This window comes from Lacrimispora sinapis (assembly GCF_043633585.1).
Classification (GTDB): domain Bacteria; phylum Bacillota; class Clostridia; order Lachnospirales; family Lachnospiraceae; genus Lacrimispora; species Lacrimispora sinapis.
This window is the reverse complement of record NZ_CP141832.1, coordinates 3,068,872-3,088,501: the sequence shown is the minus strand read 5'-3', so window position 1 is coordinate 3,088,501 and position 19,630 is coordinate 3,068,872. Positions and strand designations below refer to the sequence as shown.

Here is a 19,630-nt window from a genome sequence, read left to right as displayed (position 1 = left end):
ATGTTATTAGCAACAGGCGGTACTATGGGCATGGGTTTCTGGATTCTCTACATTGCAGTGATCTTTGGCTTTATGTATTTTATTGCAATCAGACCACAGAAGAAAGAGAAGAAGAGACAGGAGCAGATGCTTTCAAGCATTGCGATCGGTGACAGTGTTCTGACTACCAGCGGATTTTATGGAGTCATCATCGATATGACAGATGATACCGTTATCGTTGAGTTCGGTAATAACAAAAACTGCAGAATTCCTATGCAGAAGTCAGCAGTTGTTGAAGTGGAAAAACCAGAAGTTTAAAATCAGATAAAAAAACAAGGCGTCCGGAAGAGAATTTCTTTTCCGGACGCTTTTTAATATGGAAGCTTGACAAAACTATTTTGATTGTATATAATTAAATTTAGATAAACTAAATTGAAGACCATAAGGTCTGGATTCTCCGATTCAGTGTACAGCATTTGAATTACAACATATGATTTAATATGAGGTTATTTTTTAGACAACCTGTAAATGGCCGGAAGCGGTGGCCGGAAGGAAGAACAGACAGGTTAGATCCAGCCTCCGTCAAGACCGATGACCTGTCCGGTTAAGTAAGAATTTTTATAACCGAGATGGTAAACCAGATCAGCCACCTCTTCCGCTTTGCCCAGTCTGCCGGAAGGGATCTCGTCTATGAGGGCGATCAGTTCGTCTTCTTCCAGGAATTGATTCATCTCAGTATCAATGGCACCGCAGGCGATGGCATTGACCTGGATGTTGCTGGGAGCGAGTTCCTTGGCTAAGGCTTTGGTAAAAGCATTGATTCCTCCTTTGGTCGCAGAATAAGCAACTTCGCAGGAGGCACCCACCACACCCCATACGGAGGAGATGTTGATGATCTTTCCCGATTTTTTTTCCACCATTCCGGGAATAGCCAGCTTACAGCAGTTGAAGACGGAGGTCAGGTTGGTGCGGATGATCCGGTCCCAGGCCTCAGTGCTCATATCCTGCAGCAGGCCGATGTAGGAGATCCCCGCATTGTTGACGACAACGTCAGGAGTACCGAATTGTTTGCGTACCTGTTCAAACAGTTCCTGGCACTGAGTGATGTCACCCATGTCGCCCACATAGGAAAGACAGGAGATCTGATAAGCTTCCAGTTCCCTTTTGGTCTGCAGCAGACGTTCTTCGCTGTGAAGACAGTTGATGACCACATGATACCCCTTTTTTGCAAATTTCACGGCAATGGCTTTTCCGATTCCCCGGGAAGCACCGGTGATAAGTACCGTTTTCCTGGACATAAACATTCCCCTTTCTGTCAGTTTTCGATACCATTATTTTATCAAATTGACAGGTACAATGCAAGAAAGGCAAAAAAACCTTTTTTATACTTTTTAGTTTTCTCGCGGATCAGACATTGCATACTTCATGGTTAGTAAGATATAATGAATACAAAGAAGTAAATAACAGAACGAATTAAGAAAGCAGGTAGATAAATATGAGTGAAATTTATGACGTAGTAATCATAGGCTCCGGGCCGGCAGGACTTACTGCCGCTGTTTATGCAAAAAGAGCAGAGCTTAAAATGATTGTAATCGAAAAAGAGATGGCAAGCGGCGGTCAGATTCTTAATACCTATGAAGTGGATAACTATCCCGGATTTCCTGGCATCAACGGATATGATCTGGGGATGAAATTCAGAGAACATGCCGAAAAGCTGGGAGCAGAATTCGTCAACGATGAGGTTCTGAGGATCGAAGCTTCTGACGGTTTATTTACCGTAGTGGGAGAAGAGAAGACATATGTAACAAAGTCGGTTATCATTGCAACCGGAGCGCAGCACCGGAAATTAAGTGTAATCGGGGAAGAAGAACTTACCGGTATGGGCGTTTCCTATTGTGCGACCTGTGACGGAGCATTTTTCCGCAATAAAGTGGCTGCAGTCGTAGGCGGCGGAGACGTAGCCATTGAAGATGCCATCTTCTTAGCGAGAATGTGTAAAAAGGTATACTTAATTCATAGGAGAAACCAGTTAAGGGGAGCAAAAACCTTACAGACTCAGCTGTTCAATCAGGATAACGTAGAAGTCATTTGGGATACGGTTGTGGAAGAGATTGAAGGCGGAGATCAGGTTGAGTCCCTGACTATAAAGAATATTAATACAGAAGAAACCAGGAAACTGGCTGTAGACGGAGTATTCATTGCAGTCGGAATCAATCCTCAGAGTGAAGCGTTCAACAATCTGGTCGAGATGGATCACGGCTATATCAAAGCAGGAGAAGACTGTGAAACCAATATCCCCGGAGTATTTGCAGTAGGAGATGTCCGTACCAAGCAGCTCAGACAGATATCGACGGCAGTATCTGACGGCGCCAATGCCATTACCAGTGTCGAACGGTACTTAACAAGAATTCAGGCAAATTAAAAAACAGCCAGGTTTTATCCTGGCTGCTTTTTACATTAAAATTCCGGTTCAATCAGTCCGTAGGAACCGCCTTTTCTTTTATAAACCACATTGACTTCGTCTGTGTCTGCGTTTAAAAATACGAAAAAGCTATGTCCCAGAAGTTCCATTTGAACACATGCCTCTTCCGGGTCCATTGGCTTAACTGCGAATTTTTTTGTTTTCACAATTTCCACATGATCGTCGATGTGATTCTCCTCTTCAATAAAAGCTGCGGAGAAGGAAGGCGCATTCTGTTTCTTGTCAATCAGCTTGTTCTTATATTTTTTTAACTGCCGTTCCAGGATCTCCTCCACCAGATCAATAGAAACATACATGTCTGTGCTGGATTCCTCTGCCCGGATAAGATGTCCTTTCACTGGAATTGTCACTTCGATTTTTTGTATTTCTTTCTGTACGCTGAGTCTTACTGTAGCTTCTGTTGCAGGAGCAAAGAAACGATCTAATTTTCCAAGCTTGTCTTCAACCGCTTCCCGTAACCCTGATGTGACCTCAATATTCTTTCCTGTAATTGTAAAACGCATAAGTCATCAGCTCCTTTTTCTTAAGATAGCAATAGTGTAACATATTTTTGAGAATAATTCAATATGATTGTAAAGTTTTAAGATAATTAGTGTGAATTATTTGTGAAATGTATCTACTTATATTTTATCTATTTATTGAAAAACTATAGATGGGGATAAAAAAAGGTCAAGGAAAAAATGTTATTTTCCGTCGAAAAAGTAAATTTTATGACAAGTACACAAAAATTTCAAGGTTTGGAAACAGATCGGGAATTCTGGGAATATGTGGAGAAAAAATGTGGATAATGTGGATAACTCGGTGTATAACTGTTTTTTTCAATATTTATGGGAGGAAATGGTGGGGATAAAAATGGGGTTGAAATACACAATGAAATGTGGATAATGTGGAAAAGCGAAGAATCGAACATGTTTTTTGTGCAATGTGTCAGGTTGACCATAATAATTTTCTGTTTTGCCGCCGTTTGCCGTGGAATAAAAGGGAAGGGCTGGCAGGATATGGTCTTATTATTACCAGAATGTTAATTTTTTATGAATTCATTGAATTAAAGAGGAGTTAGTGCTACAATATACAAGATTGTACCGTGTATATAGTTAAGAAGAGTAGGAGAATGAAACATGAACCTCGTTCAAAAAATATTTGGAACTCATAGTGAAAGAGAATTGAAATTGATCAATCCCATTGTGGATAAGATAGAAGCTCTTCGTCCGGCTATGGTTGCCCTTACGGATGAAGAACTGAGAAATAATACAAAGCTTTTTAAAGAGAGGCTGGCAGCAGGCGAGACTCTTGATGATATATTGCCGGAAGCTTTTGCCACCATGAGAGAGGCCGCACGAAGAGTTCTTAATATGGAACATTTCCGTGTACAGCTGATCGGCGGAATCGTTCTTCATCAGGGACGTATTGCAGAGATGAAGACTGGTGAAGGTAAGACCCTGGTTTCTACCTGTCCGGCATATTTAAACGCACTTGCAGGCAATGGTGTCCAGATCGTTACGGTCAACGATTACCTGGCAAAGCGTGATGCGGAGTGGATGGGACGAGTTCATGAATTTTTAGGACTCACCGTAGGCGTAGTTCTAAACTCCATGAATTCCGACGAAAGACGGGAGGCTTATAACTGTGATATCACTTATGTGACCAATAATGAGCTCGGTTTTGATTATTTAAGAGATAATATGGCCATCTATAAAGAACAGATGGTTTTAAGAGATTTAGATTACTGCATTATTGATGAGGTAGACTCTGTGCTGATTGATGAAGCCAGAACACCTCTTATTATTTCTGGCCAGAGCGGCAAATCCACAAAGTTATATGAAGTTTGTGATATTCTTGCCCGTCAGCTGGAACGCGGAGAGACCTCCGGGGAATTCACCAAGATGTCTGCCATCATGGGAGAAGAGATCATTGAAACCGGTGATTTCATTGTGGATGAAAAGGATAAAGTTGTAAATTTAACCGAGCAGGGAATACGAAAGGTGGAGGAGTTCTTCCATATTGAGAACTTATCCGATCCGGAGAACCTGGAGATTCAGCATAACATCATCCTGGCTCTTCGTGCCAATAATCTTATGTTCAGAGACAAGGATTATGTGGTAAAAGACGATGAAGTATTGATTGTAGATGAATTTACCGGACGTATTATGCCAGGAAGACGTTATTCCGACGGACTTCATCAGGCGATCGAAGCCAAGGAACATGTAAATGTCCGCAGAGAGAGTAAGACGCTTGCAACAATTACGTTCCAGAACTTCTTTAATAAGTATAAGAAGAAATCAGGTATGACCGGTACCGCTCTTACAGAGGAAAAGGAATTCCGTAATACCTACGGTATGGATGCAATTTCCATTCCGACCAACCGCCCCATTGCCCGTATTGACCGGGAAGATGCGGTATATAAGACCAAGAAAGAGAAGTTTGAGGCAGTCTGCAGGGAAGTCGAAGAGGCTTACAAAAAAGGGCAGCCGGTTTTAGTTGGTACGATTACCATCGAGACTTCTGAGATGCTCAGCGGAATGTTAAAACGCCGCGGGATTCCTCATAAAGTCCTGAATGCAAAATATCATGAACTGGAAGCGGAAATCGTAGCCGATGCCGGTGTCCACAAAGCGGTTACCATCGCAACCAACATGGCAGGCCGTGGTACCGATATCAAGCTTGACGATGAAGCTAAGGCAGCAGGTGGTTTAAAGATCATCGGTACCGAGCGTCATGAATCCCGCCGTATTGACAACCAGCTCCGCGGCCGTGCCGGACGACAGGGCGATCCTGGTGAATCCAGATTCTATATCTCTCTGGAAGACGATTTGATGCGTCTCTTCGGTTCCGAGCGTCTGGTGACCATGTTCAATGCATTAGGTGTACCGGAAGGCGAAGAGATCGAGCACAAGATGCTGTCCAATGCCATCGAAAAGGCACAGATGAAGATCGAGACAAACAACTACGGAATTCGAGAAAACCTCTTAAAATATGATGAGGTTATGAACGACCAGCGTGAAGTCATTTATGCGGAGAGAAGAAAAGTGCTGGATGGAGACAATATGCGTGAAGTCATCTTAAAGATGGTAACTGATATTGTGGAGAATGCAGTCGATCTTTGTGTCAGTGATGATCAGGCACCGGAAGAATGGGATTTGAATGAACTGAATACCCTCCTTCTTCCCATCATTCCGTTAAATCCTATTACAATTCCGGAAGATAAAAAGATTAAAAAGAACGAACTGAAGCACAGACTGAAGGAAGAGGCCATCAAGCTTTACGAATCCAAAGAAGCGGAGTTCCCGGAGGCAGAGCAGATCCGTGAGATCGAGCGTGTGATTCTGTTAAAGATTATTGATAATAAATGGATGTCCCATATTGATGATATGGACCAGCTGCGCCAGGGAATCGGTCTTCAGGCTTACGGCCAGAGAGACCCGCTGGTGGAATATAAGATGAATGGCTATCAGATGTTTGAAGAGATGACTGCGGCGATCCGTGAGGAAACCGTAAGAGTCCTGTTCCATATCAAGGTCGAGCAAAAGGTGGAAAGAGAACCTGCTGCCAAGGTGACAGGAACCAATAAGGACGAAAGCGGGCCCAAAGCGCCTGTGAAAAAGATGGAGGCAAAGGTTTATCCCAATGATCCATGTCCATGCGGTTCCGGTAAAAAGTACAAACAGTGCTGCGGACGTAAATTAGTATAGTATTTTTATAAAATTGGAGTTCGCACCTGCAAAAGGGGCGGGCCCCAATTTTGTATTTATAAATAATATAATCAGAAAGTGGGTGACACAGTGGTAGAGTTAGATCAGTACAAATATGAATTATCGACGTTTCAAAAACCATTAGTGGAAGTGAGGGATTCACTTTGACTTAGATAATAAGTTAAAGAGGATCGCTGAGTTAGACAAGTCCATGGAAGAACCGGGCTTCTGGGAGGACCCGGAGAAATCCACCAAGGTCGTCCAGCTTGCCAAGAATTTAAAAGATACCGTCCAGGGATATAAAGACCTGGAACAGCAATACGAAGACATTGGTGTGATGATCGAGATGGGCAATGAAGAGAATGATCCATCCCTGATTCCGGAAGTGGAAGAAATGCTGACGGAGTTTAAGGAAAAACTGGAAGCCATGCGCATAAGCACTCTTTTGTCTGGAGAATACGACAGCCACAATGCCATTTTAAAATTGAATGCAGGTGCAGGCGGAACCGAATCCTGTGACTGGTGCAGTATGCTTTACCGTATGTTCTGCCGTTGGGCAGAGAAAAAGGGCTTTCAGACCGAGGTGCTGGATTACCTTGACGGAGATGAGGCCGGCATCAAGTCTGTTACCATTCAGGTAAACGGCATCAATGCTTACGGCTATTTAAAATCAGAAAAAGGAGTTCATCGTCTGGTGCGCATCTCTCCTTTTAATGCTGCGGGCAAGCGGCAGACTTCTTTTGTTTCCTGTGATGTGATGCCGGATATTGAAGAGGATCTTGATGTGGAGATCAATGAAGAGGATTTAAGGATTGACACCTATCGTTCCAGCGGAGCCGGCGGACAGCATATCAACAAAACTTCTTCCGCCATCCGTATTACCCATCTTCCTACGGGAATCGTGGTGCAGTGCCAGAATGAACGCTCCCAGTTCCAGAATAAAGATAAGGCCATGCAGATGTTAAAAGCAAAGCTCTATTTATTAAAGCAGCAGGAGAATGCAGAAAAGCTTTCCGGCATCCGAGGCGATGTGACGGAAATCGGCTGGGGCAACCAGATCCGTTCCTATGTTTTACAGCCTTACACCATGGTCAAGGACCACAGAACCAATGCGGAAACCGGCAATGTCAACAGTGTTTTGGACGGGGCTCTGGACCAGTTTATGTATGCCTATCTGCGCTGGTTAAGCACCGGAGCAAAGGTAAGTGAGGACCAGTCCGAATAGAAATAAAGAAAATAAATAGAAAAATAGTTGCATACCCATCGTAAATATGTTAATATCTTCCCTATGAGCACAGATGTTTTTCTGTTGCGGACACAGAAGGGAAGATATTTTTTTATGGAAGAAAAAAGTAAATATTTTGTGGTAAAGCAGAAAGCTGTACCTGAAGTATTGCTAAAGGTTGTTGAGGCAAAAAAACTGTTGGAATCGGAGCGTGTCATCACCGTTCAGGAGGCGACTGACAGAGTCGGGATCAGCCGCAGCTCTTTTTATAAGTACAAGGATGATATCTTTCCGTTTTATGATAATACGAAAGGAAAAACCATTACCCTTGTGATGCAGATGGACGACGAACCAGGTTTGCTGTCTGATCTTCTTCACATTGTGGCGGTATACCGCGCCAATATCCTTACCATACACCAGAGTATTCCAGTCAATGGTGTAGCCACTTTGACACTGAGTGTGGAGGTTCTTGAAACCACCGGGAACGTATCCAAAATGGTTGAGGACATGGAAGTAAAGAATGGGGTCCACTACGTAAAAATTTTAGCCAGGGAGTAGAGAGAGATGAAGAATGTTGCAGTTATGGGCTATGGTACCATCGGTTCTGGTGTAGTAGAGATATTAGAGAGAAATAAAGAAACCATAGCAAGAAAAGTAGGAGATACGGTCTCTGTGAAGTATGTCCTGGATTTAAGAGAATTTCCAGGTACAACGGTGGAGGATAAAATCGTTCATGATTTTTCCATCATTGTAAAAGATCCGGAAGTAACTATGGTGATAGAGACTATGGGAGGACTAAAACCCGCTTACCCATTTGTAAAAGCATGTCTGGAAGCGGGAAAGCACGTAGCTACCTCCAATAAAGCGCTGGTTGCCGCATACGGAACTGAACTTCTAAAGATTGCAAAAGAACATAATGTGAATTTCCTGTTTGAAGCCAGTGTAGGCGGCGGTATTCCTGTCATTCGCCCTCTTTATACGTGTCTGGCAGGGGAGGAAATCGAGGAAATCACCGGCATCCTAAACGGAACGACCAACTACATATTGACCAAAATGGAAAAAGCAGGAGAAACCTTTGAAACAGCTTTACGGGAAGCCCAGGATTTAGGATATGCCGAGAGAAATCCCGAAGCAGATGTGGAGGGACATGATACCTGCAGAAAAATTGCCATCCTGACAGCCATGGCTTCGGGACACGAAGTGAATTTCGAGCATATTTATACAGAAGGGATAACAAAAATAACGGATGTGGATTTTGCCTATGCCGAAAGTCTTGGGACTTCCATTAAGCTGTTAGGCTCCAGCCGTATGGAAAAGGGAGCTGCCCATGCGTTTGTTGCTCCGGTCATGATCGGCAGGGACCATCCGCTGTATTCTGTAAGTGATGTCTATAACGGCATTTTAGTAAAAGGAAACATGCTTGGCACTTCCATGTTTTACGGCAGCGGAGCAGGAAAGCTTCCTACTGCCAGTGCAGTTATTGCAGACATCATTGAAGCCCTTAAAAATGAAGACCAGCATGTGGATTTTGGCTGGGATGATCAAGGTCTTGCCATCTCATCCATGGAGAGCATGTCCTTCCGCTACTTTGTAAGAATCAAGGGAATCGCCGCAAAGCGTATGAAAGAAGTGGAAGAAGTGTTCGGTAAGGTAGAGGGGATTGAACTGGATCATATGGATGAGTTTGCATTCTTAACCGAAGTGATGACAGAAGAAGAATACGACAGAAAAGCGAAAGAGCTGTCAGGAATCAGACAGCGCATCCGCGCAGAATTTTAAACTTTCGCCAGGAGGCAGCGATGTTAGTAGTAAAAAAATTTGGCGGTAGCTCCGTCGCAGACAAAGAAAGAATTTTCAATGTAGCAAAACGCTGTATCGAAGAGTATGAAAAAGGCAATCAGGTGGTAGTCGTTTTATCCGCTATGGGAAAGACCACAGATGGTCTCATAGCCAAAGCCCATGAGGTGAATCCCAATCCGCCGAAGAGAGAACTGGATATGCTTCTTGCAACCGGAGAACAGGTCAGTGTAGCCCTTATGTCCATGGCTTTTGATGCACTTGGGGTTCCGGCTGTTTCCTTGAATGCGGCGCAGGTAGCCATGCATACCACCTCTGCTTACGGCACAGCCAAATTAAAGCGGATTGATACGGAACGTATCCGTCATGAACTGGATGCCAGGAAGATTGTCGTAATCACAGGTTTCCAGGGAATCAATAAATTCGATGATTTAACCACCCTTGGACGGGGCGGCTCTGACACAACTGCGGTCGCTCTTGCGGCAGCCCTCCATGCAGATGCATGTGAGATCTATACGGATGTGGATGGTGTATACACAGCAGATCCCCGGGTGGTGTCAAACGCCAGAAAGCTTCCTGAAGTTTCTTATGACGAAATGCTGGAATTTGCATCCCTGGGAGCAAAGGTCCTCCACAACAGGTCTGTGGAAATGGCAAAGCGTTACGGAGTACAGTTGGTTGTCCGGTCAAGTCTGACAAGGGAAGAAGGTACGATTGTCAAGGAGGAAGCGAAAATGGAGAGAATGCTGGTCAGCGGAGTTGCCGCAGATAAAAATGTAGCCCGAATATCCGTCATCGGGGTCAGGAATATGCCAGGAATTGCTTTTAAGATCTTTAACCTTCTGGCAAAGCACAACATCAATGTGGATATTATCATACAGTCCATCGGAAGGGAAGAAAGAAAAGATATCTCTTTTACGGTGGCAAAAACGGATTTAAAGGAAACTCTGGATCTGCTCGGAGAAAATAAAGAGCTTCTTTCGGCACATGATGTGACCAGTGAAGAAGGGGTAGCCAAGATTTCTATCATTGGAGCCGGAATGTCAAGCAATCCGGGCGTGGCGGCCAAGATGTTTGAAGCGCTTTCAAACGCCAATGTGAACATTAAGATGATTGCAACTTCTGAGATTCGGATAACAGTTTTGATTGATGAAGCAGATGTGGAACGTTCCATGAGATCGGTGCATGATGTCTTTGATCTGGCAGACTAGACAGGGGAATGAAATGGATTGGTTAAAGAAATTATTAGGTTTGGGACTTCCCTGCGTGTTCAATACCCTGACCGGACTTTACTGTCCGGGATGCGGGGGAACAAGGGCAGTCCGCTCCTTATTACGGGGGGACCTGCGGATGAGTTTTCAGTATCATCCGCTGGTCCTTTATACTATTTTTGTGATTCTTCTGGAACTATTCCTAAGGTTTCTATCCAGACGGTTCAAGCGACCCATGGACCACAACAAAAGAGTCCGCTTTTTTATCCTGACAGGAGCTGCAATTGTAGTGATCAACTGGATCTTCAAGAATTATATGCTGGTGATAAAGGGAGTGGACCTGCTTCCTCTTATGAAATAAATCTTATTCTCCTAATCCGCGGGATGGCATAAGTGCCTGAGTGGTGGATTCGATGGCGTCCCTGAAATACTGTCCAAAGGGAGTGTTGTTATCCATGGCATCGTAGACAAAGATAATTAAAAGTGTCATAAGCAGTCCGCAGATAAGAGATATGACAGACAGAATGAGACCAAGCTGAGCCTGTTGTGTCATTGGCTTCCCATGTTTGGAAAGCACTGCGCATGCGATACCGCCCAGACCCAAGAACAATCCGGCGGGAAGATTCCAGATGGTGAATAAAGGAAGGCAGTCGGTCACCAGGCCAAGACCGCCGAGGAAAACAGACCAATAGGCCAGAAAGGAACCTGCCGGAGGAAGCTGGGGCATCATTCCGTTATTGCTTTTGTTATGATTTTCCATTTGTATTTGTACCTCGTTTGCGAATTTTAAAAAGCAAAGAGCGCGTTCTCTCGCATTGTATGATTGTAGCACGAAACGGGCTGTATGTCCAGACGGGTCTTGCAAACCAAAGTCTGATGAATTATAATAATTAAATTAAATGAACTAATAAGAAGCAAGGGGTACAGCATGGATATAATAAAAGCATTGCAGGAAGAACTTTCCATTGGACGGAATCAGGTTGAGGCGGCTGTAAAGCTGATCGATGAAGGAAATACCATTCCGTTTATTGCCAGATACCGGAAGGAAGTTACCGGCTCCTTAAACGATGAGGTGCTCCGGAATCTGGATGAGCGGCTTCGCTATCTTAGAAACTTGGAAGAACGAAAAGAACAGGTCATCTCATCCATACGGGAACAGGAAAAGCTGACCGAAGAGCTGGAGCAAAAGATTCTGGCTGCAAAGACTCTGGTGGCAGTAGAAGATTTATACCGTCCTTATAAACCAAAGAGAAGGACCAGAGCCACCATTGCAAAGGAAAAAGGATTGGAGCCGCTTGCTGATTTGATCCTTCTTCAGATGATTCAGACTTCCCTTTTAGAAGAGGCAGCCCGGTACGTATCCGAGGAAAAAGGAGTTTCATCCCCGGAGGAGGCCATAGACGGAGCAAAGGATATTCTGGCAGAACGGATTTCCGACAATGCGGAATATCGGACCTATATCCGCAATGCCATATTCAGCCAGGGCAGCTTACAGTCAACCGCAAAGGATGAAGAGGCAGAATCTGTCTATGAGATGTATTACAATTACGAAGAACCATTAAAAAAGACGGCAGGCCACAGAATTTTGGCCATTAACCGGGGAGAAAAAGAAAAGCTGCTGACGGTAAAGATTGCGGCTCCGGTGGAGCAGATGATCCGGTATCTGGAAAAACAGGTCATTGTCAGGGACAACCCCCATACCTCAAAAGTGCTGCAGGAAGTGATTGCGGACAGCTATAACCGCCTGATTGCACCTGCCATAGAGCGTGAAGTGAGGAACGAATTGACGGAAAAAGCAGAAGAAGGTGCCATCAAGGTATTTGGTAAAAACCTGGAACAGCTCTTGATGCAGCCTCCCATCGTCGGGCGGGTCGTCCTGGGCTGGGACCCGGCCTTTCGGACCGGCTGCAAACTGGCAGTGGTGGATGAGACCGGAAAAGTACTTGATACCGTTGTGATTTTCCCCACAGCGCCCCAGAATAAAGTAGAGGAAGCAAAAGCTGTCTTAAAGAAGCTGATAAAAAAATATAACATATCTTTGATTTCCGTAGGGAATGGAACCGCTTCCAGAGAATCCGAAGCAATAATCGTAGAACTGTTAAAAGAGATTCCCCAGCAGGTTCAGTATATCATTGTCAATGAAGCAGGTGCCTCTGTGTATTCCGCCAGCAAACTTGCCACAGAAGAATTCCCCAATTTCGATGTGGGACAGAGAAGTGCGGTCTCCATTGCCCGCAGACTTCAGGACCCTCTTGCCGAGCTGGTTAAGATTGATCCAAAATCCATTGGCGTGGGCCAGTACCAGCACGACATGAATCAAAAACATTTGAGCGAAGCCCTGCAGGGAGTCGTGGAAGACTGCGTGAATAAGGTGGGTGTGGATTTGAACACGGCATCTGCTTCTCTTTTGGAATACATATCCGGTATCTCAAAGCCAATTGCAAAAAATATTGTAGCGTACCGGGAAGAGAACGGAGCCTTTTTAAGCAGAAGCCAGCTACTTAAAGTCCAAAAGCTGGGTCCCAAGGCATATGAGCAGTGCGCAGGCTTTATGAGAATCCAGGGCGGGAAAAACCCGTTAGACGGAACCAGCGTTCATCCCGAATCCTACGAAGCCGCAAAAAAACTTCTCAAAAAACTTGGCTATGAGCCGGAACAGTTAAGACACGGAGGTTTGAGTGGGATAAGCAAAAAAATCGTCGACTACAAGTCCCTTGCGGCCGAGCTGGAAATTGGTGAGATCACCCTTCAGGATATCGTAAATGAACTGGAAAAGCCGGCAAGGGACCCACGCGATGAGATGCCAAAGCCCATACTCCGGACGGATGTGATGGATATGAAGGACTTGCAGCCAGGCATGGTATTAAAGGGAACGGTGAGGAATGTCATTGATTTCGGAGCATTTGTAGATATTGGGGTCCATCAGGACGGCCTTGTCCATATTTCCCAGATATCAGATAAATTCATCAAACACCCTCTGGAAGCGGTGAGTGTGGGAGACATTGTTGAAGTAAAGGTCATAAGTGTGGATGTGCCCAAAAAGCGAATTGCACTTACCATGAAATTTTAAACAGCTCACTTCAAACGGCATACAACCGTTATTGTGCGCGGATCATAAATAAATTGCCTTTTAAGAGGCGAAAGAGGAAATAGATTATGGTAATAGAAAGCTGGAAACCAGAAGATACCTTTGAACTGGGAAAGAAACTGGGACAAGAAGCAGTGTCTTCTTCGGTATACTGCTTAAACGGAGATCTTGGAGTGGGAAAAACCGTTTTTACTCAGGGCTTTGCATCTGGTCTTGGTATAAAAGAAGCGGTAAACAGTCCCACCTTTACGATTGTCCAGCAGTATGATGACGGGCGTCTGCCGTTATATCATTTTGATGTGTACCGGATCGGAGATGTGAGCGAGATGGAGGAGATTGGTTACGAAGACTGCTTTTATGGCGACGGAGTCACTCTGATTGAATGGTCGGAACTGGTTAAAGAAATACTTCCCGATTCTGTTATCTCCGTAACCATAGAAAAAGATCTGGAAAAAGGGTTTGATTATAGAAAAATAACCGTGGAGGGAATATAAATGAACATACTTGGAATCGAAAGTTCGTCTCTGGTAGCTTCCGTAGCCATTGTGACGGATCAGGTGGTGACAGCCGAATACACCGTTAATTTTAAGAAGACCCATTCCCAGACTCTCCTTCCCATGCTTGATGAGATCGTTACTATGGTAGATTTTGATTTGGATACCATTGATGCCATTGCTGTTTCGGCAGGCCCTGGTTCATTTACCGGGCTGAGAATCGGCTCTGCCACTGGAAAAGGCCTGGGGCTTGCTCTTCATAAGCCCCTGGTCTCCGTACCCACAGTAGATGCCATGGCCTATAATCTTTACGGCTGTACCAGCATTGTCTGCCCCATTATGGATGCCAGAAGAGATCAGGTCTATACCGGAATCTATGATAACAGAGATGGATTTTCCGTAATAAAAGAATCCTGTGCCATGGACGTGAAAGATTTGATCAGGGAGTTAAATCAAACAGGAGAAACCGTGATATTCCTGGGCGACGGAGTACCTGTATACAAAAAACAGATAGAAGAATTGATGACGGTTCCATTTTCCTTCGCCCCTGCCCATTTAAACCGGCAGAGAGGTGCTGCCGTTGCGGCGCTTGGAAGTCTGTACTATGAAGACGGCAGAATTGTGGAAGCTGCGGAGCATGCCCCCGATTATTTAAGAAAACCGCAGGCAGAGCGGGAACGGGAAGAACAGGAAGCAAAAGGAGAACTCCATGGTTCGTGAGATGAGGGCGGAAGATGTCCTGTTGGTATCAAAGGCAGAAGAACTCTGTTTTACAGACCCATGGTCTTTGGATTCCATAAAAGAAGGGGTAAACAGCAGCCTGGATACCTGGCTTGTTCTCCCAGTGGATGAGAAAATAGTTGGATACTGTGTTTTCCGTATCATAGCCGGAGAAGGAGAACTTCTCCGAATCGCCCTTTTACCTGGTTTCCGGGGGAGGGGACTTGCGAAGAAACTTATGGACCAGGTGGTGGAATATTCCAGAAAAAAGTCTGTAAAAACCATGTTTTTGGAAGTCCGGGAAAGCAATAAAATCGCCAGAAACCTTTATAAATCCTATGGTTTTTCCGAAGAGAGCGTCCGGAAAAATTACTACCAGAATCCATGTGAAAACGCCGTAATTATGTGGTGCAGCAGGATATGAAACATTTACCACTAAAAATAAGGGAAAACACCGTTTATAATGTAGGGGTATCCAGTTAGGATGCCCTTTTTTCTATCTTGCGTTTAAACGGTATAAAATCAGGGCGGATCTGGAAAGTGCGAAAAAGGAAAGGTGAGAGTAAGATGAGAAAGTACAAAAATGGCGGTCAGCTTGAAACAGTTGTTTGTAACTGTTGCGGCAAAAAAATTATTGTGTCAGAAGGCGTTGCCAGAGAAGGAGTGATAAGTATCAATCACGGCTGGGACTTCTTTTCAGAGAAAGATGGGGAGATCCATCATTTTGATTTATGTGAAAACTGTTATGATGCCATGGTTATGGAATTTAAAATACCAGTGGAAGTGGAAGATCAGCTAGAATATTTATAGTTGCTAATTGCCTCTCCTTTGTGTTATGATTTTATGAGGCGGTTTTAAGACCGCCATTCATTGATTGAAGCAAAAGTGAGGAAATTTTATGTTGGATATATGTTTGCTGGGAACCGGAGGAATGATGCCTCTGCCATATCGCTGGCTCACAGCCATGATGGCAAGGTGTGATGGAAGCAGTCTTCTCATTGACTGCGGAGAAGGAACCCAGATTGCGTTAAAGGAAAAAGGCTGGAGCCCCAAGCCTATAGATATTATTTGCTTTACCCATTATCATGCGGATCATATCAGCGGACTGCCGGGACTTCTTTTGACCATGGGCAATGCAGAAAGGACACAACCCCTGACTCTCATCGGTCCCAAGGGTCTGGAACGTGTGGTAGGAGCACTGCGCACCATTGCGCCGGAGCTTCCTTTTGAATTAAAGTTTATAGAACTTACGGAAAACCGGGAACAGAGGAACATCGGCCCCTATGTGATCGATGCTTACCGGGTAAATCATAATGTGGTTTGTTATGGCTACTCCATTTCCATCCCAAGGACAGGCCGTTTTGATGTAGACCGGGCCAAGGAATCCGGGATACCCCAGAAATTCTGGAACCGCCTTCAAAAGGGGGAGACGGTTGAGGACGGAGAGAGGACTTTAACTCCGGATATGGTTTTAGGACCGCCCAGACGTGGACTTAAAGTTACCTACTGTACGGACACAAGACCGGTTCCTGTAATTGCGGAATATGCAAAGGAGGCGGATCTTTTTATCTGCGAAGGCATGTACGGAGAAGACGGAAAAGAAGCGAAGGCCAGAGAATATAAGCATATGACATTTTATGAAGCAGCCAAACTGGCAAAAGAAGCTCAGCCCAAACAGATGTGGCTGACTCATTACAGCCCCTCACTTACCAGACCAGAGGAATATATGGATAAAGTCCGGGAGATATTTCCGAGAGCCAAAGCGGCCAGAGATGCCTGGACAGCAGAGCTGGAATTTGATGAGGAATGAGAGAATGGAAATGAAGAAGAATCATACAGAGGAAGACGTATATATACTTGCAATTGAAAGTTCCTGTGATGAGACGGCAGCAGCCGTGGTGAAGAACGGACGGGAGGTTTTATCAAATGTAATATCCTCTCAGATTGCTCTCCATACGTTATATGGAGGTGTCGTTCCGGAAATCGCTTCAAGAAAACACATAGAAAAAATAAATCAGGTAATAGAAGCCGCCCTTTTGGAAGCAGGAAAGAGTCTTTCTGACATTGACGCCATAGGTGTCACTTACGGTCCTGGACTGGTGGGAGCACTTCTTGTAGGTGTTGCAGAAGCAAAGGCCATTGCTTATGCGGCGAAAAAGCCTTTGGTGGGTGTTCATCATATTGAGGGACATGTATCCGCTAATTTTATTGAACATCCCGATCTGGAACCGCCGTTTCTTTGTCTCATTGTTTCCGGAGGCCACACGCATCTGGTTATAGTCAAAGATTACGGGGAGTTTGAGATACTGGGACGCACCAGAGATGATGCGGCAGGAGAAGCCTTTGACAAGGTGGCAAGAGCCGTTGGTCTCGGTTATCCAGGAGGTCCAAAGATCGACAAGGCCGCGAAAGAAGGGAATCCCCACGCCATAAAGTTCCCCAGGGCAAAGGTGGAGGGGAGCATTTATGATTTCAGCTTCAGCGGATTAAAATCAGCAGTTTTAAACCATATCAATCACGCCCGGATGCTTGGAGAAGAGATTGATGTGCCGGACTTGGCCGCCTCTTTTCAGAATGCGGTTGTGGATGTACTGGTAAGCCACACCATAGAAGCAGCTAAAGAATACGGCTTTAAAAAGATTGCCATTGCAGGAGGTGTTGCTTCCAACTCCGCATTGCGGGAAGGGATGAAGCACGCCTGCAAAAAAGAGGGCATGGCATTTTATTATCCATCTCCCATCTACTGCACCGATAATGCAGCTATGATCGGCACAGCAGCCTACTACGAATACATCAACGGGGCCAGAGCGGGCTGGGAGTTAAATGCTGTTCCCAACCTGAAGCTGGGGGAAAGGTAGATGCTCATGGGACGATCAGCCGCTGTCATCCTGGCAGCAGGAAAAGGCACGCGCATGGGAAGCCAGGTACACAAACAGTATCTTGAACTCCTTGGAAAGCCCATGCTGTATTATGCAATAAAAGCCTTTGAAACCAGCACCATTGATGATATCATACTGGTAACCGGTCCCGGAGAAACCGATTACTGCCAAAAAGAGATCGTCGAACGGTTTGGTTTTTCCAAGGTTAAAGCTGTGACCAAAGGCGGAAAAGAACGGTACCATTCCGTCTATGAAGGACTTAAAGCAGTCTCAGACTGTGACTATGTCCTGATTCATGATGGAGCAAGACCCTGTATCACCGGTGAAATCATCGAAGATGCTATAAAGGGAGCTATGAAACACAAAGCCTGCGTGGTTGGTATGCCTGTAAAGGATACCATTAAGATCTCTGACGAAAATGAATATGCCCACATAACACCTGACAGAACCCGCTTATGGCAAATCCAGACTCCCCAGGCGTTTGAATATGAACTTGTTTTCAATGCTTATAAAAAGCTCCTGTCATCGGAATCATTTCAGGAAGGGATAACGGATGATGCAATGGTAGTAGAAACCATGACCCGGGAAAAAGTAAAGCTGATCCGGGGTGATTATACCAATATAAAGGTAACCACACCAGAAGATATGGAGATAGCCGAAGTATTGTTAAACAGAATTTATGGGAAAAAATAAAAGGAATGCTGTAAGCGCAGCTTCCTTTTTATTTTTTCCCTCCTGATTTTAAAAGATCCTTTACAATCAGATGCAGATGTTCAAGCTGCTCACGGTTCAAATGCTGTGCATCCTCCATCAGTTCTTTTAATTTTGCCGGACTGTTTACGTTGTGGGAGAAAAAATCGGCTGGCTCAATATTCAGATATTCGCATATATAGAAAAAACCCATCATAGAAGGAAGAGCGATTCCATTTTCTATTTTGTGAATATATGTGGGGTTCTGTCCCAGAGACAGGCTCATATCACGTGCGGATACGCCTTTCTGAGTTCTCAGCTCTGAGAGGCGTTTTGAAAAATTAAAATCAATATACATGGGCAACTCCTCCTGATTCCATAGTATTGCATTAAATGAAATATGTGTGGTAAATAATGCAATCCATCACTTGACATGTTGCATTCGTTACAATATTATTAGTTATATAAAGTATTTAATGTATAACCATGCTAAAAATTACTGGATAAGGTTTGCATGGTTATTGAGTATGATCAGCTGCTGCATCAGATGAGAAGAAGGGAAGTAGGTACGGTAGATGAAGACTGGAGAAAACAGGAGAAAGAACGACCAGGATAGGAAAGCTGGGCTTTTGGACCGGATTGCTGCAGAGTCCGGTTGTATGTACCTGTCAGATTTGCGGGGCTGTGTATTTAAAGATCGCTGCCGTTTTGCAGTAGCTCAAATCCCGGCTGCTGAATATCCGGTAAAGGCGTGGGAAGATGCGGTTTATTATATCGTTGGGACCGAAGAAAAGTTTAAGACAGCCGAGGAAGCAAAACAACGTATTTTAGAGCATTTATAAGGAAAAAGAAATAATTTGAAAAAAATGTAAAAAAATGTTGACAGAACAAATAAACAGTGATAAACTATCCAAGTTGCTTCTGATGGCATCAACAAAAACAGGCAACAACGGTCTCCAAGGGATTTGGAAAAAATAGAATAAAGTGCTTGACAAAAGTACAAACTTCTATTAAAATGTAAAAGCGCATTTGGAGAGGTATCGAAGTGGTCATAACGAGGCGGTCTTGAAAACCGTTTGTCCGCAAGGGCGCGTGGGTTCGAATCCCACCCTCTCCGTTGGCAGGTTTTAGCCGCTATATAAACATAGAATCAGCTTACTGCAGAAGTACCCAAGTGGCTGAAGGGGCTCCCCTGGAAAGGGAGTAGGCCGTTAATAGCGGCGCGAGGGTTCAAATCCCTCCTTCTGCGTCAGCATCTTGGTGAAACAAGAGTTTCGCGTTAAGATGCATAGCACTTTGAAAACAGAAGATTGAACAGTATGTAAAACCCTGAAAATTCTAATAAATAAGCTGTGTTTGAACAGCTTTGAATGAGA

21 protein-coding genes and 2 tRNA genes are annotated in these 19,630 nt (G+C 44.5%); 19 read left to right on the top strand and 4 right to left on the bottom strand.

Features of this window, described 5'->3' with window-relative positions; translation table 11 throughout:
• Entirely contained in the window at positions 1-297 is a 297-nt protein-coding gene (gene yajC, locus VIG27_RS14545) for a preprotein translocase subunit YajC (protein WP_394523233.1), read from the top strand.
• Positions 298-545: 248 nt separating this feature from the next.
• On the opposite strand, the gene ymfI is transcribed toward yajC, so the two are convergent.
• Complete coding sequence (gene ymfI / locus VIG27_RS14540) at positions 546-1,277, bottom strand: elongation factor P 5-aminopentanone reductase (protein ID WP_394523232.1); 732 nt, start codon at positions 1,275-1,277, stop codon at positions 546-548.
• A 197-nt stretch (positions 1,278-1,474) separates the two neighbouring features.
• Between ymfI and trxB the strand changes: the two genes are divergently transcribed.
• Entirely contained in the window at positions 1,475-2,401 is a 927-nt protein-coding gene (gene trxB / locus VIG27_RS14535; protein ID WP_394523231.1) for a thioredoxin-disulfide reductase, read from the top strand.
• Between the two features lie 35 nt (positions 2,402-2,436).
• On the opposite strand, the gene hpf is transcribed toward trxB, so the two are convergent.
• Positions 2,437-2,964: a ribosome hibernation-promoting factor, HPF/YfiA family gene (gene hpf / locus VIG27_RS14530; RefSeq protein WP_394523230.1), complete on the bottom strand. Its 528-nt coding sequence runs from the start codon at positions 2,962-2,964 to the stop codon at positions 2,437-2,439.
• Between the two features lie 615 nt (positions 2,965-3,579).
• Here hpf and secA point away from each other — a divergent pair.
• The 6 genes from secA to VIG27_RS14500 all read left to right on the top strand — a co-directional run bounded on the left by secA (position 3,580) and on the right by VIG27_RS14500 (position 10,744).
• Positions 3,580-6,150, top strand: a complete 2,571-nt coding sequence (gene secA, locus VIG27_RS14525) for a preprotein translocase subunit SecA (RefSeq protein ID WP_394523229.1) — start codon at positions 3,580-3,582, stop codon at positions 6,148-6,150.
• A 90-nt stretch (positions 6,151-6,240) separates the two neighbouring features.
• Positions 6,241-7,375, top strand: a protein-coding gene (gene prfB / locus VIG27_RS14520; RefSeq protein WP_394523228.1) for a peptide chain release factor 2 whose coding sequence is annotated in 2 segments (ribosomal slippage) — positions 6,241-6,315 and positions 6,317-7,375 — 1,134 coding nt in all. Because the reading frame shifts where the segments join, the coding sequence is not laid out codon by codon here.
• A 114-nt stretch (positions 7,376-7,489) separates the two neighbouring features.
• Complete coding sequence (locus tag VIG27_RS14515; RefSeq protein ID WP_394523227.1) at positions 7,490-7,933, top strand: ACT domain-containing protein; 444 nt, start codon at positions 7,490-7,492, stop codon at positions 7,931-7,933.
• A gap of 6 nt (positions 7,934-7,939) precedes the next feature.
• Positions 7,940-9,154 (top strand): homoserine dehydrogenase, encoded by a 1,215-nt coding sequence (locus VIG27_RS14510; RefSeq protein WP_394523226.1) that lies wholly within the window; start codon positions 7,940-7,942, stop codon positions 9,152-9,154.
• A gap of 20 nt (positions 9,155-9,174) precedes the next feature.
• Positions 9,175-10,383: an aspartate kinase gene (locus VIG27_RS14505; protein ID WP_394523225.1), complete on the top strand. Its 1,209-nt coding sequence runs from the start codon at positions 9,175-9,177 to the stop codon at positions 10,381-10,383.
• Positions 10,384-10,396: 13 nt separating this feature from the next.
• Positions 10,397-10,744 carry a DUF2752 domain-containing protein gene (locus tag VIG27_RS14500; RefSeq protein WP_394523224.1) on the top strand — a complete coding sequence of 116 codons (348 nt, stop codon included), beginning with the start codon at positions 10,397-10,399 and terminating at the stop codon, positions 10,742-10,744.
• A 3-nt stretch (positions 10,745-10,747) separates the two neighbouring features.
• Here VIG27_RS14500 and VIG27_RS14495 read toward each other — a convergent pair whose 3' ends face one another.
• Positions 10,748-11,143 (bottom strand): sodium:solute symporter, encoded by a 396-nt coding sequence (locus tag VIG27_RS14495; protein WP_394523223.1) that lies wholly within the window; start codon positions 11,141-11,143, stop codon positions 10,748-10,750.
• Positions 11,144-11,311: 168 nt separating this feature from the next.
• On the opposite strand from VIG27_RS14495, the gene VIG27_RS14490 reads away from it, so the two are divergent.
• The 8 genes from VIG27_RS14490 (at position 11,312) to ispD (ending at position 18,257) form a co-directional block, all read left to right on the top strand.
• Positions 11,312-13,453 carry a Tex family protein gene (locus VIG27_RS14490; RefSeq protein ID WP_394523222.1) on the top strand — a complete coding sequence of 714 codons (2,142 nt, stop codon included), beginning with the start codon at positions 11,312-11,314 and terminating at the stop codon, positions 13,451-13,453.
• An 86-nt stretch (positions 13,454-13,539) separates the two neighbouring features.
• Positions 13,540-13,965: a tRNA (adenosine(37)-N6)-threonylcarbamoyltransferase complex ATPase subunit type 1 TsaE gene (gene tsaE / locus VIG27_RS14485; RefSeq protein WP_394523221.1), complete on the top strand. Its 426-nt coding sequence runs from the start codon at positions 13,540-13,542 to the stop codon at positions 13,963-13,965.
• Positions 13,966-14,685, top strand: a complete 720-nt coding sequence (gene tsaB / locus VIG27_RS14480; RefSeq protein ID WP_394523220.1) for a tRNA (adenosine(37)-N6)-threonylcarbamoyltransferase complex dimerization subunit type 1 TsaB — start codon at positions 13,966-13,968, stop codon at positions 14,683-14,685.
• Positions 14,675-15,109, top strand: a complete 435-nt coding sequence (gene rimI / locus VIG27_RS14475) for a ribosomal protein S18-alanine N-acetyltransferase (RefSeq protein ID WP_394523219.1) — start codon at positions 14,675-14,677, stop codon at positions 15,107-15,109. The genes tsaB and rimI overlap by 11 nt, the downstream gene beginning before the upstream one ends.
• A 143-nt stretch (positions 15,110-15,252) precedes the next feature.
• Positions 15,253-15,495 carry a hypothetical protein gene (locus VIG27_RS14470; protein ID WP_394523218.1) on the top strand — a complete coding sequence of 81 codons (243 nt, stop codon included), beginning with the start codon at positions 15,253-15,255 and terminating at the stop codon, positions 15,493-15,495.
• A gap of 88 nt (positions 15,496-15,583) precedes the next feature.
• Entirely contained in the window at positions 15,584-16,495 is a 912-nt protein-coding gene (locus VIG27_RS14465; RefSeq protein ID WP_394523217.1) for a ribonuclease Z, read from the top strand.
• 10 nt (positions 16,496-16,505) lie between these two features.
• On the top strand, positions 16,506-17,543 hold the full coding sequence (gene tsaD / locus VIG27_RS14460; RefSeq protein WP_394523216.1) for a tRNA (adenosine(37)-N6)-threonylcarbamoyltransferase complex transferase subunit TsaD: 1,038 nt from the start codon (positions 16,506-16,508) through the stop codon (positions 17,541-17,543).
• 6 nt (positions 17,544-17,549) lie between these two features.
• Positions 17,550-18,257 (top strand): 2-C-methyl-D-erythritol 4-phosphate cytidylyltransferase, encoded by a 708-nt coding sequence (gene ispD, locus VIG27_RS14455; protein WP_394527605.1) that lies wholly within the window; start codon positions 17,550-17,552, stop codon positions 18,255-18,257.
• A 28-nt stretch (positions 18,258-18,285) separates the two neighbouring features.
• Here the strand turns inward: ispD and VIG27_RS14450 are convergent, their stop codons facing one another.
• Positions 18,286-18,612, bottom strand: coding sequence for a helix-turn-helix domain-containing protein (locus VIG27_RS14450; protein WP_394523215.1), 327 nt, complete (start codon positions 18,610-18,612; stop codon positions 18,286-18,288).
• 217 nt (positions 18,613-18,829) lie between these two features.
• Here VIG27_RS14450 and VIG27_RS14445 point away from each other — a divergent pair, with 217 nt between their 5' ends.
• From VIG27_RS14445 to VIG27_RS14435, 3 genes are all read left to right on the top strand, one after another.
• On the top strand, positions 18,830-19,096 hold the full coding sequence (locus VIG27_RS14445; RefSeq protein WP_394523214.1) for a hypothetical protein: 267 nt from the start codon (positions 18,830-18,832) through the stop codon (positions 19,094-19,096).
• Positions 19,097-19,285: 189 nt separating this feature from the next.
• Positions 19,286-19,371: transfer RNA gene (locus VIG27_RS14440), tRNA-Ser, on the top strand.
• Between the two features lie 43 nt (positions 19,372-19,414).
• Positions 19,415-19,503: transfer RNA gene (locus tag VIG27_RS14435), tRNA-Ser, on the top strand.
• Positions 19,504-19,630 lie beyond the last annotated feature (127 nt).

Coding starts and splice junctions, on each gene's coding strand:
- VIG27_RS14500 (WP_394523224.1), top strand. CDS start 10,397: ATGGATTGGTTAAAGAAATTATTAGGTTTGGGACTTCCCTGCGTGTTC.
- VIG27_RS14495 (WP_394523223.1), bottom strand. CDS start 11,143: ATGGAAAATCATAACAAAAGCAATAACGGAATGATGCCCCAGCTTCCT.
- tsaD (WP_394523216.1), top strand. CDS start 16,506: ATGAAGAAGAATCATACAGAGGAAGACGTATATATACTTGCAATTGAA.
- secA (WP_394523229.1), top strand. CDS start 3,580: ATGAACCTCGTTCAAAAAATATTTGGAACTCATAGTGAAAGAGAATTG.
- tsaE (WP_394523221.1), top strand. CDS start 13,540: ATGGTAATAGAAAGCTGGAAACCAGAAGATACCTTTGAACTGGGAAAG.
- VIG27_RS14510 (WP_394523226.1), top strand. CDS start 7,940: ATGAAGAATGTTGCAGTTATGGGCTATGGTACCATCGGTTCTGGTGTA.
- rimI (WP_394523219.1), top strand. CDS start 14,675: ATGGTTCGTGAGATGAGGGCGGAAGATGTCCTGTTGGTATCAAAGGCA.
- hpf (WP_394523230.1), bottom strand. CDS start 2,964: ATGCGTTTTACAATTACAGGAAAGAATATTGAGGTCACATCAGGGTTA.
- VIG27_RS14470 (WP_394523218.1), top strand. CDS start 15,253: ATGAGAAAGTACAAAAATGGCGGTCAGCTTGAAACAGTTGTTTGTAAC.
- ymfI (WP_394523232.1), bottom strand. CDS start 1,277: ATGTCCAGGAAAACGGTACTTATCACCGGTGCTTCCCGGGGAATCGGA.
- VIG27_RS14465 (WP_394523217.1), top strand. CDS start 15,584: ATGTTGGATATATGTTTGCTGGGAACCGGAGGAATGATGCCTCTGCCA.
- VIG27_RS14450 (WP_394523215.1), bottom strand. CDS start 18,612: ATGTATATTGATTTTAATTTTTCAAAACGCCTCTCAGAGCTGAGAACT.
- VIG27_RS14490 (WP_394523222.1), top strand. CDS start 11,312: ATGGATATAATAAAAGCATTGCAGGAAGAACTTTCCATTGGACGGAAT.
- trxB (WP_394523231.1), top strand. CDS start 1,475: ATGAGTGAAATTTATGACGTAGTAATCATAGGCTCCGGGCCGGCAGGA.
- VIG27_RS14505 (WP_394523225.1), top strand. CDS start 9,175: ATGTTAGTAGTAAAAAAATTTGGCGGTAGCTCCGTCGCAGACAAAGAA.
- VIG27_RS14445 (WP_394523214.1), top strand. CDS start 18,830: ATGAAGACTGGAGAAAACAGGAGAAAGAACGACCAGGATAGGAAAGCT.
- VIG27_RS14515 (WP_394523227.1), top strand. CDS start 7,490: ATGGAAGAAAAAAGTAAATATTTTGTGGTAAAGCAGAAAGCTGTACCT.
- tsaB (WP_394523220.1), top strand. CDS start 13,966: ATGAACATACTTGGAATCGAAAGTTCGTCTCTGGTAGCTTCCGTAGCC.
- ispD (WP_394527605.1), top strand. CDS start 17,550: ATGGGACGATCAGCCGCTGTCATCCTGGCAGCAGGAAAAGGCACGCGC.
- yajC (WP_394523233.1), top strand. CDS start 1: ATGTTATTAGCAACAGGCGGTACTATGGGCATGGGTTTCTGGATTCTC.